This window comes from Streptomyces sp. NBC_01716, assembly GCF_036248275.1.
Classification (GTDB): domain Bacteria; phylum Actinomycetota; class Actinomycetes; order Streptomycetales; family Streptomycetaceae; genus Streptomyces.
The window spans coordinates 259,280-272,715 of record NZ_CP109181.1 but is presented as its reverse complement, the minus strand read 5'-3'; the positions used below and the strand labels follow the sequence as shown (position 1 = coordinate 272,715).

12 protein-coding genes are annotated in these 13,436 nt (G+C 71.2%); 9 read left to right on the top strand and 3 right to left on the bottom strand.

What is annotated here, in order from left to right; all coding sequences use genetic code 11:
• The first annotated feature begins 151 nt into the window (after positions 1-151).
• The 6 genes from OIE74_RS01265 to tpg all read left to right on the top strand — a co-directional run bounded on the left by OIE74_RS01265 (position 152) and on the right by tpg (position 8,076).
• Positions 152-1,516 carry an ABC transporter substrate-binding protein gene (locus OIE74_RS01265; protein ID WP_329377449.1) on the top strand — a complete coding sequence of 455 codons (1,365 nt, stop codon included), beginning with the start codon at positions 152-154 and terminating at the stop codon, positions 1,514-1,516.
• A 116-nt stretch (positions 1,517-1,632) separates the two neighbouring features.
• Positions 1,633-2,703, top strand: coding sequence for a carbohydrate ABC transporter permease (locus OIE74_RS01260; protein WP_329377447.1), 1,071 nt, complete (start codon positions 1,633-1,635; stop codon positions 2,701-2,703).
• Between the two features lie 18 nt (positions 2,704-2,721).
• Positions 2,722-3,651: a carbohydrate ABC transporter permease gene (locus OIE74_RS01255; RefSeq protein WP_329377445.1), complete on the top strand. Its 930-nt coding sequence runs from the start codon at positions 2,722-2,724 to the stop codon at positions 3,649-3,651.
• Positions 3,652-3,797: 146 nt separating this feature from the next.
• Entirely contained in the window at positions 3,798-5,243 is a 1,446-nt protein-coding gene (locus OIE74_RS01250; protein WP_329377443.1) for a GH1 family beta-glucosidase, read from the top strand.
• A gap of 115 nt (positions 5,244-5,358) precedes the next feature.
• A complete protein-coding gene (tap, locus tag OIE74_RS01245) occupies positions 5,359-7,515 on the top strand; it encodes a telomere-associated protein Tap (protein WP_329377441.1) in 2,157 nt (718 codons plus the stop codon).
• A gap of 3 nt (positions 7,516-7,518) precedes the next feature.
• Positions 7,519-8,076 carry a telomere-protecting terminal protein Tpg gene (tpg, locus tag OIE74_RS01240; RefSeq protein WP_329377439.1) on the top strand — a complete coding sequence of 186 codons (558 nt, stop codon included), beginning with the start codon at positions 7,519-7,521 and terminating at the stop codon, positions 8,074-8,076.
• 31 nt (positions 8,077-8,107) lie between these two features.
• On the opposite strand, the gene OIE74_RS01235 is transcribed toward tpg, so the two are convergent.
• Together OIE74_RS01235 and OIE74_RS01230 are read right to left on the bottom strand one after the other, a co-directional pair.
• Positions 8,108-9,406 (bottom strand): MFS transporter, encoded by a 1,299-nt coding sequence (locus OIE74_RS01235; protein ID WP_329377437.1) that lies wholly within the window; start codon positions 9,404-9,406, stop codon positions 8,108-8,110.
• The gene (locus tag OIE74_RS01230; protein WP_329377435.1) at positions 9,403-9,891 is read right to left on the bottom strand and encodes a MarR family winged helix-turn-helix transcriptional regulator; all 489 of its coding nucleotides are present in this window, start codon (positions 9,889-9,891) and stop codon (positions 9,403-9,405) included. Before OIE74_RS01230 ends, OIE74_RS01235 begins: the two co-directional genes overlap by 4 nt.
• A 308-nt stretch (positions 9,892-10,199) precedes the next feature.
• Between OIE74_RS01230 and OIE74_RS01225 the strand changes: the two genes are divergently transcribed.
• Complete coding sequence (locus tag OIE74_RS01225) at positions 10,200-10,400, top strand: hypothetical protein (protein ID WP_329377433.1); 201 nt, start codon at positions 10,200-10,202, stop codon at positions 10,398-10,400.
• Positions 10,397-11,044, top strand: a complete 648-nt coding sequence (locus OIE74_RS01220; protein WP_329377431.1) for an HAD-IA family hydrolase — start codon at positions 10,397-10,399, stop codon at positions 11,042-11,044. Before OIE74_RS01225 ends, OIE74_RS01220 begins: the two co-directional genes overlap by 4 nt.
• Before the next feature lie 28 nt (positions 11,045-11,072).
• On the opposite strand, the gene OIE74_RS01215 is transcribed toward OIE74_RS01220, so the two are convergent.
• Positions 11,073-12,749, bottom strand: a complete 1,677-nt coding sequence (locus tag OIE74_RS01215; protein WP_329377429.1) for a bifunctional NAD(P)/FAD-dependent oxidoreductase/class I SAM-dependent methyltransferase — start codon at positions 12,747-12,749, stop codon at positions 11,073-11,075.
• Between the two features lie 82 nt (positions 12,750-12,831).
• Here OIE74_RS01215 and OIE74_RS01210 point away from each other — a divergent pair, with 82 nt between their 5' ends.
• On the top strand, positions 12,832-13,422 hold the full coding sequence (locus OIE74_RS01210; protein ID WP_329377427.1) for a helix-turn-helix domain-containing protein: 591 nt from the start codon (positions 12,832-12,834) through the stop codon (positions 13,420-13,422).
• The last annotated feature ends 14 nt before the right edge of the window (positions 13,423-13,436 follow it).

The following is a 13,436-nucleotide window of genomic DNA, read 5'->3' as shown; positions in this document are numbered from 1 at the left end:
CAACTCTTGACACGGTGCGACGTACTCCGCAGAGTCTTCCACAACCGACTGGGAGCGCTCCCACTCACTTGTTCGCCGGATGACGGGCCCGCGTCCGGTGTGTTCACCGAGTCACTTTTCGGCGCGTCGAGCGCCCGCAAGGAGGAAGCACATGGGCACCGCCCGTCATCGCTTCGGATCCGTACTCTCCGCTCTTCCCTCCCGTGTTCCGTCCCGTTCTCCGAACCGCTTCCCCTCGCTCGCCGCCGTCGCGGCGGCCGGTCTCTCGCTCGTGCTCGTGGCCGGTTGCGGAGGCGGCGGCGACACCGGCGAGGCGAAGACGAAGGACGGCAAGACCGTCATCAGCGTGGGCCTCTTCGGCGTCATGGGGTTCAAGGAGACCGGGCTCCTCGACCAGTACATGGACGAGAATCCCGACATCCTCATCGAGGCCGACGTGGCCGGCGACGAGCAGACGTACTACACGGCGCTCCAGACGCACCTGGCCGCCGGCAGTGGCCTCAAGGACATCCAGGGCATAGAGATAGGCCGGGCCAAGGAACTGGTCGACACCCGGGCGGACAAGTTCGCCGACCTGTCCAAGACGCCCGGACTCGACCACTACCTGCCGTGGAAGTCGAGCCAGGTCACCACGGAGGACGGCAAGTTGCTCGGGCTCGGCACGGACATCGGTCCGATGGCGGTCTGTTACCGCAAGGACATGTTCGAGCAGGCGGGGCTGCCGACCGAGCGCGCCGAGGTCGAGAAGCTGTGGGCGGGGGACTGGTCCAAGTACGTCGACGTCGGCCGGGACTTCAAGAAGGGCACCAAGAACAAGAAGCTCGCCTTCATGGACAGCTCCAGCGGGCTGTTCAACGCGATGATCTACGGCGACGAGCAGCAGTTCTACGACAAGAGCGGCAAGCTCATCTACAAGGACAACCCCGTGGTCACGGACGCCTGGGGGCTCGCGGCCGACGCCGCGGAGTCCGGACTGACCGCCAAACTGCGGCAGTTCCAGCCCGGCTGGGACCCGGGACTGGCCAACAGCACGTTCGCCACGACCGTCTGTCCCGCCTGGATGCTCGCGCACATCAGTGAGAAGGCGGGACCGGCGAACAAGGGCAAGTGGGATGTCGCCAAGGCGCCCAAGGGAGCCAACTGGGGCGGCGCGTTCCTCGGGGTGATGGAGAACAGCCCCGTGAAGAAGGAGGCGACCGATCTCATCGCCTGGCTGACCGCGCCCGAACAGCAGGCGACCATCTTCGAGAAGCTCGGCAACTTCCCGTCCTCGAAGACGGCGCTCGACATTCCGGCCGTGGCCAACGGCAAGTCCGAGTACTTCAGCGGCGCGCCGATCGGCCAGATCTTCGGCGACGCGGCGAAGGAGATCCCGGACGAGCAGGTCCTCGGGCGCAAGGACGGCACGATCAAGGACGCGTTCTCGGCGGGCCTCCAGCTGATCGAGGCGCAGGGCAAGAGCCCGGACGAGGCATGGAAGACGACGGACGAGCGCATCGAGAAGGCCACGCGCTGACCCGTGGGGCAGTCCCGGCAGCCGCTCCGGCCCGACCGGCCCGGCCGCCGGGACGCCCCCCGCAAACCCCTGTTCCACCGAACCGCCCCACACAGACCTCATGGAAGGACGCCCGCGTGGCCACCTCCAACCCGGCAGCCCGCACCGACGGGCAGCCGCCCCCGCCCCCGGACGGCTCCGCAGGGAAGGGCGCCGGCCGCGACGGAGCCGCCGGCCAGTCGCGACGCAACATCCTGCACCGGCTGGACGTGCGAGCGGTGCCGTACGCCTTCATCGCCCCGTTCTTCGTGATCTTCGGGGCCTTCGGCCTCTACCCGCTCATCTACACCTTCTGGATCTCGCTGCACCGCGTCGAGCTGTCCACCATGGACATGATGGAGTGGCGAGGACTCGCCAACTTCACCGAACTCATCGACGACGACCGGTTCTGGAACGCGCTGACCAACACCTTCACCATCGGTGTCATCTCCACCGTCCCGCAGCTGCTGATGGCGCTCGGTCTCGCCCATCTCCTCAACTACCGGCTCCGTGGCTCGACGTTCTTCCGGGTCGCGGTCCTCACCCCGTACGCCACCTCCATCGCCGCCGCCGCGCTCGTCTTCACCATGCTCTTCGAGCGTGACTTCGGCATGATCAACTGGGGACTGAGCTTCTTCGGGATCGACAACGTCGACTGGGAGAACCAGAAGTGGCCCGCCCAGTTCGCCATCTCCGCCATCGTCATCTGGCGCTGGACCGGCTACAACGCCCTGCTCTATCTGGCGGCCATGCAGGCGGTACCAAGGGATCTGTACGAGGCGGCGGCCATCGACGGCGCCTCACGCTGGCAGCAGTTCCGCCAGGTGACCATCCCCGGCATCAGCGCCACGATCGTCTTCACCATCGTGCTGTCCACGATCGGCGCGACCCAGCTCTTCGGCGAGCCGCTGATCTTCGGCCAGGGTCCGAACGGCATCAGCGGCGGAGCGGACAACCAGTACCAGACGCTCGGGCTGCTCCTCTACGAAGAGGGCTGGAAGAACTACCAGATGGGCCGCGCCGCGACGATCGCCTGGGCGATGTTCCTGATCCTCGTCCTCGTCTTCGTCCTCCAGCGTGTCGTCAACGGAATCAGGACGCGCCGAGCGGCAGGGGCTCCCACGGGCCCGCAGAAGAAGGCCAAGTCCACGCCGTCCGCGACGTCCTGAGCAGGGAGCAGCAGCCGCATGACCATCGACACCGCACCCGTCCGGGCGGACGCACGCGACCGGGCCCCCGAGGCCCCGCCGCCCTCCGGCCGCTTCCGGCTCCGCCGCGCACTGCGCCCCGGCGCCGGCCGTACGCACCACGCCGGACCACTCGCCTACCTTCTGCTCGGCATCGCCGCGCTCATCTCCCTCTTCCCGCTGTACTGGACGGTGGTGGCAGCCTCCACCGACAACACCCGCGTCGCGCAGACCCCGCCTCCTTTCCTGCCGGGGCCGAACCTTCTCAAGAACCTCGGGATCGCCTGGCAGGACGCGGCGATGGGCAAGGCGATGGTCAACAGCCTGATCGTCGCCGGCGTCATCGCGCTGTCCACGGTCTTCTTCGCCACCCTGGCGGGCTTCGCGTTCGCCAAACTGCGCTTCAGGGGGCGCAACCTCCTCCTGCTGCTGGTCATCGGGACGATGCTGGTGCCGCCGCAGCTCGGAGTCGTACCGCTCTTCATGATGATGGCCGAGCTGGGCTGGGGGCAGACGCTCCCTTCGGTCATCTTCCCGACGCTGGTCAGCGCCGTCGGGGTGTTCTTCATGCGGCAGTACCTCAAGGAGGCGCTGCCCGACGAACTCATCGAGGCGGGGCGCCTGGACGGCGCGCACTCGCTCCGTATCTTCTGGAGCATCGTGCTGCCGATCGCCCGGCCGCCCATGGCCGTCCTCTTCATGATCACGTTCGTGCACGCGTGGAACGACTTCTTCTGGCCGTTCATCGCGCTCGACATGACCAACCCCACCGTCCCCGTCGCGCTCACCCAGCTCAGCGCGGGCTATGTGCGCGACCAGTCCGTGATCATGGCGGGGGCGCTGCTGGGCACCCTGCCGCTGCTGGCGATGTTCGTCGTCTTCGGCCGCCAGATAGTCGGCGGGATCATGCAGGGAGCGGTCAAGGGCTGATCTCTGCCCGCACTCCTCCGGCGATTCTCCCTCGCTCCCCCGCAGGGCCCGAGCCCGTATCCCGGGTTCCGCCCCCGCGCGCCTCAGCGCGCGAAGGCCCAACCCCCCGCACACGGAACACAGTTCAACTCCTGAAAGGGACCCTCGTGGCCACATCCCCCTCCGTACGAGTCTTTCCGCCCGAGTTCCTCTGGGGCACCGCGACAGCCGCCTACCAGATCGAGGGCGCCGCACGGGAAGCCGGCCGCACCCCCTCCATCTGGGACGTCTACTCCCGCACCCCCGGCAAGGTCCGCAACGGCGACACCGGTGACATCGCCGCCGACCACTACAACCGCTGGCGCGAGGACACCGCCCTCATGGCCGACCTCGGCGTCGGCGCGTACCGCTTCTCGGTCTCCTGGCCGCGCGTACAGCCCACCGGCAGCGGACCCGCGTCCCAGGAGGGCCTCGACTTCTACCGCCGGCTCACCGACGACCTGCTCGCCAAGGGCATCGAACCGGTCGTCACCCTCTACCACTGGGACCTTCCCCAGCATCTGGAGGACGCGGGAGGCTGGCCCGAGCGCCGCACGGCCGAGCACTTCGCCGAGTACGCGGCCCTCGTCGCCGACGCGCTCGGCGACCGCGTCAAGACGTGGACCACACTCAACGAACCGTGGTGCAGCTCGTTCCTGGGGTACGGCTCCGGGGTGCACGCCCCCGGCCGTACCGACCCCGTCGACGCCCTGCGCGCCGCGCACCACCTCAACCTCGGCCACGGGCTCGCGGTCCAGGTCCTGCGCGACCGGCTCCCGGCGGACGCCCGGCTGTCCGTCACGCTCAACCTCCACCACGTACGGCCGCTGACCGACAGCGCCGCAGACTTGGACGCGGCCCGCCGGATCGACGGACTCGCCAACCGTGTCTTCACCGGACCGATGCTCGACGGCGCGTACCCCGAGGACGTCATGGCCGACACCTCGTCCCTCACCGACTGGTCCTTCGTCCAGGACGGCGACACCGCGCTCATCCACCGGCCGCTGGACTTCCTCGGTGTCAACTACTACTCGCCCACGCTCGTCTCCCACCACGAGGGACCGGCCGCCCACGGGTCGGACGGACACGGCGCGAGCGCCCACAGCCCGTGGCCGGCCGCCGACAACGTCGCCTTCCACCAGACGCCGGGACCCCGGACCGCCATGGGCTGGACCATCGACCCGGACGGTCTGTACGAGCTGCTGATGCGGGTACGGCGGGACCACCCGGAACTGCCGGTGATGATCACCGAGAACGGCGCGGCGTTCGACGACTACGCCAACCCTGACGGCGAGGTCCACGACCCGGAGCGCATCGACTATCTGCGCGACCACCTCGCCGCCGTACACAGCGCGATCGAGTCGGGGGCCGATGTGCGGGGCTACTTCCTGTGGTCGCTGCTCGACAACTACGAGTGGGGGTACGGCTACAGCAGGCGCTTCGGCACGGTGTACGTGGACTACGCGACCCAGCGGCGTATCCCCAAGGCAAGCGCCCACTGGTACGCCAAACTCACCCGCAGCGGCAGTCTGTCCCCGCTCACCCCGCCGGACGCGGTGACCGACGGACGGTAGAACCTCCGCACGCGCGCTACGATCCGGTTCATGTACCGGATCGTCATGGCCCCGCGGCACCGCACCACCCGCGTCGACAGGCCCCAGGGCTGACGCGCGAAGGAGCGAGTGCCGCATGCCCAGGAAGCCCGACCCCGTCGACGCCCTCCTCAAGTCGGGGCCGCGCCGCACACATCTGCCGGAACCGGCGGAACGGGTGAGGCTGCGCGGCGACTACGGCCTCACCCGGGCCGAGGTCGCCGCGGCGCTCGGCGTGACCCGGACGACGGTCGCGGGGTGGGAGACGGGCCGCAGCGAACCACAGGGGGCGACACGCGCCGCGTACGCGAAGCTCCTGGAGGGCATCGCGGCCCAACTGGCCTCCGCGGAACCGGAGCCGGAGGCGGCCCCGCAGCCGGCTCAGGCTCCGGTACCTGGGCCTGGGCCTGGGCCGACACCGGAACCGGCGCCCTCCCGCCCGGCGGTCGCCGACCGGCCGTCGGGCCGGCCGAGGCCCGCACCCCGGAAGGACGTCCCCGCCGCCCAACTCGCCGCCCCCGACCCCCAGTTCGCCAACGGCCCCCTCGCCGTTCTCGACGGCGACGGCAACGCCTACTGCGTCGGCGGCCTCGTCCTGGAATGCCCGGCCAAGGACCTCCCCGCGCTCGTCGAATGGGCCCTCACCGACGCCCGGCTCGGCGCGCCCCGACTGCACCGCAACGGCAGGGACTCCGACCCGCTGATCGTCCTCACCGAGCCCGCCGCGCTGCGCCTCGGTCTGCCCGCCGTACTCGAAGACCGGCGCGGGCTGCGCCTGCCCGACGACCACAAGGTCAACAAGCAGATCACCAGGGCGAAGTGGACCTTGACCAAGCGGGGCTTCGGCCCGTGGGCCCGTATCTACCGCCCGGCCCGCGAAGGACGCCGCCAGTGCGTGCAACTGGCCGTTCTTCCGTGGGACGCGCTCGATCCCCGCAGCTGGTCGGGCACCGCGGCCCTGCCGCCCGCCGAACTGGCCCACGTCCTCGGCACGTACGCAGCCCGGGTCATCACCCCGTGCGGCTCCACCGCGGTCTCCGGCCTGGAACTGATGACCGCCCTGCGCCCGCCCACCCGGCCGGTGAAGGACGCGGCCGGCGACACCTGGGTGGCGGGCCCGGTGCCCGGCTCCCTCACCCGGGCCGTGGACCCCGCGCCGCCCGAGGCGCCGGACGAACATCCCGTCGTCGCCGCGCTGTATCCGCGCGGCCACCGGCGCACCCCCGACGAGGTCATCGACGAGGAGGCCCACGACTGGATCCGCGACCCGCAGTTGCTCACCGACGCCGAGTGCGCCAGGAAGTACGCGGTCGGCATCGACGTGAACACCGCCTTCCTCGCAGCGGCGAACCGCCTGCCCGTCGGCCTCGGCGAGCCCGTCCACCTCGCCGCGCCCGACTTCGACAAGTCGCTGCCGGGCAGCTGGCTGATCGACCTGTCGGGCATCGAGATGGACCCCCGCCTGCCGTCCCCGTTCACCGCGCGCGGCAGCCGCCCGACCGGACCGGCCTGGTACGCCACGCCGACGGTCGCGTACGCGCACGAACTGGTCACCACCTACGGCCTGCCCGTCACCCTGAGCCCCGTCGAAGCGTGGGTGCGCCCGGAGAACGGCCCGTATCTGGACCCCTGGTACAAGCGTCTCGCCGACGCCTACAAGACGACGATGGCGGAACTGGGCGTCACCGCCGACCTGGACGAGCACGCCTTCCTCGCCGCGATGGAGAACCACAAGGGAGCCGATCCCGCCCTGGCCGCCGTCCTCTCCGCGATCAAGTCGACCGTCAAGGGCGGTATCGGCAAACTCCGCGAGCGACCGCAGGGCGCCGCCTACCGGCCCGGAGAGCGCTGGCCCGCACTCGAACGCCCCACCTGGCGGCCCGACATCCGCGCCGCCGTCATCGCCACCGCGCGCGTCAACATGCACCGCAAACTCCTCAGGACCGCTGCGGCCGGCCAGTCCGGACCGCCGCCCGCCGGCCGTCTGTACTTCGCGGACGACGCGCTCCTGCCGATCGCGCTGCTCTCGGACGGCGTCGTCTTCCTGTCCGACAGCCCCGGCCCGCTCGACCTGCTGCCGCGCACCTCCGAAGGGCGGCCGGCCCCGGGCGCGTTCCGGCTCGGCGTCAGCCCCGGCATGGTCAAGCACGAAGGCACCAAACCGCTTCTCTGGGCGGCCCAGTTGCTGGACGAGGGCCTCAACCCGGCCCGGCACATCAAGGACGGCGTCGACGCCGTCGCCGAGGGGGAGTGAGCCGTGGGCATCATCGGCGACAGCATCACCAAGGCAGCGGAGAACACCGCGACCCGCCCGATCCCGAAGACGGCGGGGGCGCGGATGAGGTTCCTCGTGAAGAAGGAGAAGGGCTCGACCCGCGCGGTCGCCCGCAGGCTCGGCTGCACCCAGCGCACGGTCGAGCGTTACGTCAGGGGGGACCTCAAGCGCCCCCGGCCCGCGCTCGCCGAACGGCTGGCGGCAGAGGTACGGAAGGACTGGCAGCCCCGCGTCCGTAAGGAGGCGATGACGAAGGCCGCCACACAAACGGGGATCGTGGTCGAGACCCGCGCCCGCTTCGGCTTCACGGCGGCGGTCGGGTCCACCGACGACCCCAGGATGCGGCGCGTCACCGAACTGCTGCCGCCCCAGATCGCCGCCCGGCTGCTGGCCGCGCGGGAATCGGGGGCGAACGAGGGGGACCTGCGCGCCATCGTGGCCGAGGGGCTCCAGGAGCAGTACTTCAAGGACAACGGCCGCCGCGCGACCGGCCTTCAGGTCGAGTTCACCGATCTGGACTACATCGAGATGAGCCTCTGAGCTCCGGCCTTTCCCTGATCCGCGTGCTCGGTCAGAGTGCGGAGCCGGTCGCTTCGGTGGCGGACGCCGCGGGTGCTTCAACTGGTGCCGGTGGTGCGGGAGATGGTGGGCGGTAGGCGCGCAGGGGCGCGTTGACCGCTGCCACAAGGGCGACCAGCAGGGTGGCGAACAGGCCGCCGGTCACCAGGGAGAAGGAGGCGGAGGTGGCCGACGCCACAAGACCGCCGCGGAAGTTGCCGAGTTCGGGGCCGGCGACGCCGATGACGTGTTCCACGGAGGAGACCCGCCCGCGGTACGCGTCCGGGGTCTCCAACTGGACCAGGGTGCTGCGGGTGATCACCGACACGGTGTCGGCGGCCCCGGCCAGGGCCAGGCAGCAGAGTGCCGACCAGAGCGGCCCGGCCAGGCCGAAGCCGGCCAGTGCCAGGCCCCAGACCCCGGCCGCGATGAGTTGGACCAGGCCGCCGCCGCGCCGTCGTGTCAGCGTGCCGGAGAGCAGACCGGCCATGATCCCGCCGACCGCGACGGCCGAGAGGAACAGGCCGAGGGTCCGCGGATCACCGCCGAAACGCGCCTCGTTGACCAGAGGGAAGAGCGCGACCGGCATGGCGAACACCGTCGCGGCCAGATCGGTGGCCAGCGAGCCCCAGAGCGTCGGACGCCGCAGAACGACCCCCCAGCCGCCGCGTTCCGGCCGGCGCCGGCCACCCGCCGTGCCGGCGCCCTCGGGGCGCATGGGCGGCAGACGTATCACCGCGAGCGCCGAGATCGCGACGGCCACGGCCTGGGCGGCGTAGGCGCCGGCGAAGTCCCACCGGGCGATGATCAGACCGGCCAGCGCGGGCCCCGCGAGCATCCCCGCCTGGAAGGAGACGTTGGTCAGCGCGAGCCCGGCCGCGACCTGGTCGGGCGGCAGCAGCCGGACCGGGAGAGTACGGCGCGCGGGCGCCCCGAGCCCGGCGCAGGCGGCTCCCGCGGCGACCAGGGTGAGCAGCAGCAGGACGTTCCGGTTGTCCGCCAGGGCCTGGGCGCACAGCCCGGCGGCAGCGAGCAGTTGGCCGCCGGTCGTGGCCCGTACGACCGTACGGCGGTCGACCGCGTCAGCCAGCGTGCCGCCGAGCAGCCCGAACAGCAGCGTCGCCAGACCGCTGACGAGCCCGATGGCGCCGGTGCCCAGCGGGCTGCCGGTCAGATCCCAGACCTGGGCCAGTACCGCCACCGTGGACATCTGGCTGCCGAGTTGGGAGGCCGCGGTGCCGATCCACAGGTCGCGGAACGGCCCGCCGCCACGCAGCGGGCGGGTGTCGAGGAAGCGGCCGCGCCCCTTCACCGCCGCGGCTCGACGAGGTGGTCGAGCACCCGCTGCCGCATCGACCGGCGCTCCAGCGCCCGCCGAAGCTCCTCGACGGCGGCGGTCAGCGCGTAGGGGATCTCGGCGTCCAGCTCGGCCACCGTCGCATGCGTGGCCCGCCACTCCGCCTCCAGGAACGGCACGAGCGACCGGCCCCGCTCGGTCAGATCGATCCGCCGGGTACGGGCGTCGGGCCCCGGCTCGGAGGTCACCAGACCTTCCTTGCGCATGGCGTTGAGGGTCTGGCTGATGGCCGAGTGCGAACGGTCCAGGGACGCCGCGAGCTCGCGGATGGTGAGCGGCCCGGTATGGGCGAGGCGGATGAGCGGATAGGCGAACCGGGGCCGTACGCCCTCGATACCGCGCGCGACGTAGACCTGCTCGATCTCGGCGTCCATGGCGGCGAGCAGCTTGTGCAGCGGCTGCCAGGGATCGGGCACCGCCGTGGGGTCGGAGGATGTCATAGCGCTAATATAACAGCGCGGTGATAATTCGGGGACGGGCCCGCCCGCCGTACGCCCCCGCCTCCGGCCACGGCGGATCGGCACCAACACCGCCACCCGTAGCCCCAGTTGCGGAAACCGTGTCAGGGCCGAGGGACTGGCGCAGCGGTGTGGTCCGGCGGACGGTGAGCAGCCGGGCGACCCGGGCGTCCTGACCATGTGCCGCATGGGGCCGACATTGGCCGGGTACGCGTCGATCGGCCCCGTAGGGAACGCGCCCGGCTCCAGGGCGCTACCAGTGGATCGTGATGGCCGGGGAGGCCCAACTCGTGGGACCGAGGGAGACGCACCGCCCGGCGAAGCGGGAGGTTGCCTACTTCGGCGACCTGATGGACGCGCCGTTCCTCGCCCTGCCGGAGAGCGCCGGCCTTCCGCCCGCCCAACTCGCCCTGGCCTGGCGGGCGGACGACCACCGCCCTCTTGTCCGCGCGCATGTGGAGGCGGCACGCTCGACGAGGCCTGCCGCATGAGGGCGGACGCGCCCGGGACCCGGTTCCGGCCCTTCGGCGCCGTGCTGTGCGACCTCGACGGCGTCATCCGCCACTACGACTACGCCGAGGTGACGCGCCTTGAACGGGCGGCGGGCCTGCCGGAGGGCACCACGGCGTCCGTCGGATTCGCCCCGGAGAACGACCTGCCGCTGCTCCTCGGGCGGATCACCCGCGAGGAGTGGGCCGACTCGATCGTCAGGGGGCTCCTGCCGCGCGTGCCGCCGTACGAGGCCGAGGCCCTGGCGCTCGCGTTCAGCTGGGCCGGCTTCCGTGCCGACGAGGCGGTCGTGGACCTGCTCCGGCGCGTCCGGGAGCATTGCCCGCTCGTGCTCGTCACGAACGCGACGTCCTGGCTGGACGAGGACCTCGCCCGGCTCGGGCTGACCGGGCTCGCCCATAGTGTCGTCGACAGCGCGCGCGTGGGCGTGGTCAAGCCGGACCGTCGTATCTACGAGATCGCCGCCGAGCGCGCCGGCGTGTCCCCGGACCGCTGCCTCTTCGTGGACGACAGGCAGGAGAACGTGGACGCCGCCGTCGCGCTCGGCATGACCGGAGTGCTTCACCGCGGCGCCGCCGACCTGCGGACGGCGCTGGGCGGGCCGGCCCGACAGCATCGCCCTTGACAGGACCTGAGCGGTCAGCCCGGCGCCCTCACACGCGGCGGCGGACCTTCACGGCGTTGTCCGTGCGCGTGGCCGGCTGCCCGTCGGGAGCGGTCTGGATCCGCTCGTGCTCCTCGCTGAGCAGCAATTCCCACTCCCCGTCGGGCAGTTCGAGGGACTCCACGACCTCGTCCGGCGTCGGGAGATGCACCTCCGGGTGGGGGTTGGTCTCCCACGGTGGGAAACCGGCGTGTCCGACGATCAGAAGCACCCCGCCCGGCGCGACGGCGGACGCGGCGGCCCGCAGGATCTTCTCGCGCGGCATGTCGTCCGGCGAGTGCAGGAACTGCGCCGAGACCAGGTCGTACGTCCCGGTGGGGAAGGACGTCCCGAAATCGTGCCGCTGCCAGTCGATGCGCTCGGCGACACCCTCGTCCGCCGTCGCGGCGTGCCGCCGCGCCTTGGCGAGGGCGACCCCTGAGATGTCGCAGGCGGTCACCTGCCATCCCCGGCCCGCGAGCCAGATCGCGTCGGCCCCTTCGCCGCAGCCCAGATCCAGAGCCCGGCCAGGCTTCAGCTCGGCGACCTCCCGGACAAGGACGGTGTTCGGGTTCCCGCTCCAGATGCGTTCGCTCTCTCCGTAACGCGAGTCCCAGAACTCCTCACTCGTACCGCCTTCGGCGTCGTTCTCCGCCGGGGTCTGACCGTGGGCCATCGATGTGTCTCCTTCACCAAGTCGGTCCCGCGTGTTGTCAACGCCCTGCCTCGCCGCCACCGCGCGCCGCGTCTCCTCGGCGATCAGGTCCGCGTTGATCGCCGCCGCCGCCCGAAGCCCGGCCGCCGCCGAGCCGATCACGTTCTCCGTAGGATCGGCGACATTGCCCGCCGCCCACACGCCGGGCACGGATGTCGCGCCCGCCGGGTCGGTGGGGATGGCGCTGCCGACCACCTGGCCGGCCATCTCCCGGTCGACCGCCGTGATCCCCAGCCCCGCGAGGACGCCCCCACGCGCCGTGAACAGCGGCGGAACCACCACCGCGCGGACCGGAATCACCCGCCCACCCGCCAGCGTGACCCCGCTGAGTCTGTCGTCCGTCACCTCCAGGGCGGTGACCTCGCCGTCCACGACGGCGATGCCGCGCGCGGCCAGCTGCTCGTACTGCTCGTCGTCGAATTCGGGCGCCGTGTGCCGGAACAGCGTCACGTCATCGGTCCACTGGCGCCACATCTGGGCCTGGTGCACGGCGAGCGGCCCGGTCGCAAGGACGCCGATGGACGCGTCGCGCACTTCCCACCCGTGGCAGTACGGGCAGTGCAGCACCTCGCGCCCCCAGCGCTCGGCGATGCCCGGGACGGGCGGCAGTTCGTCGACCAGCCCCGTCGTCACCAGCAGCCTGCTGGCCCTCAACTCGGCCACCGCCGCGCCCTCTTCGAGGACGAGACGGAACCCTCCGGCCACCGAGCCCTTGACCGCCGTCACTCTGCCGGATATGAACTCGCCGCCGTAGCCCGCCACTTCCTCGCGTCCCACGGCCACCAGCTCGGCCGGGGCGATGCCTTCACGTCCCAGATAGCCGTGGACATGGGACGCAGGGGCGTTGCGCGGCTCGCCGGAGTCGATCACCAGCACCGAACGGCGTGCCCGCGCGAGGGTCAGCCCCGCGCTCAGCCCGGCGGGCCCGCCACCGATCACCACCACATCGAAATCTACTTTCTGTGCCTTCATGCGAAGCACCTCCATCTGCCGGAGATGGTCCGTCCACGCCCACCGTTTGACAAACTTCCTTGCCGAGGTGGCAAATGGGACCATGGCTGACGACGACCTCTCGACCGTCCTGAAGGGTGTGGGACCGCGCCTTCGCGCCCTGCGCCGCGACCGCGGTACGACCCTGACCTCGCTGAGCGAGTCGACCGGGATCTCGGTCAGCACGCTGTCCCGGCTGGAGTCCGGCGGCCGTAAGCCGACCCTGGAACTGCTCCTGCCGCTCGCGAAGGCGTACGGCGTGCAGCTCGACGAGCTGGTGGACGCGCCCCCGACCGGCGATCCCCGGGTCCACTTGCGGTCCTTCACGCGCTACGGCATGACCTTCGTACCCCTGACCCGCCATCTCGGCGGGCTCCAGGCGTACAAGCAGATCATGCCGGCCGGCCCGCCGCACACCGGCGAACTGGAACAGCGGACGCACGAGGGCTACGAATGGCTCTACGTCCTGGCCGGCCGGCTCCGGCTGCGGCTGGGCGAGCACGATCTGGTGCTGGGCGTCGGGGAGGCCGCCGAGTTCGACACCCGCACCCCGCACGGATGGGCCAACGCGAGCCCGGAAGGGGTGGAGTTCCTCACGATCTTCGGCCGGCAGGGGGAGAAGATGCACGTACGCGCCCGGCCCGCCGAGAAGTGAACCCAGACCTGCCT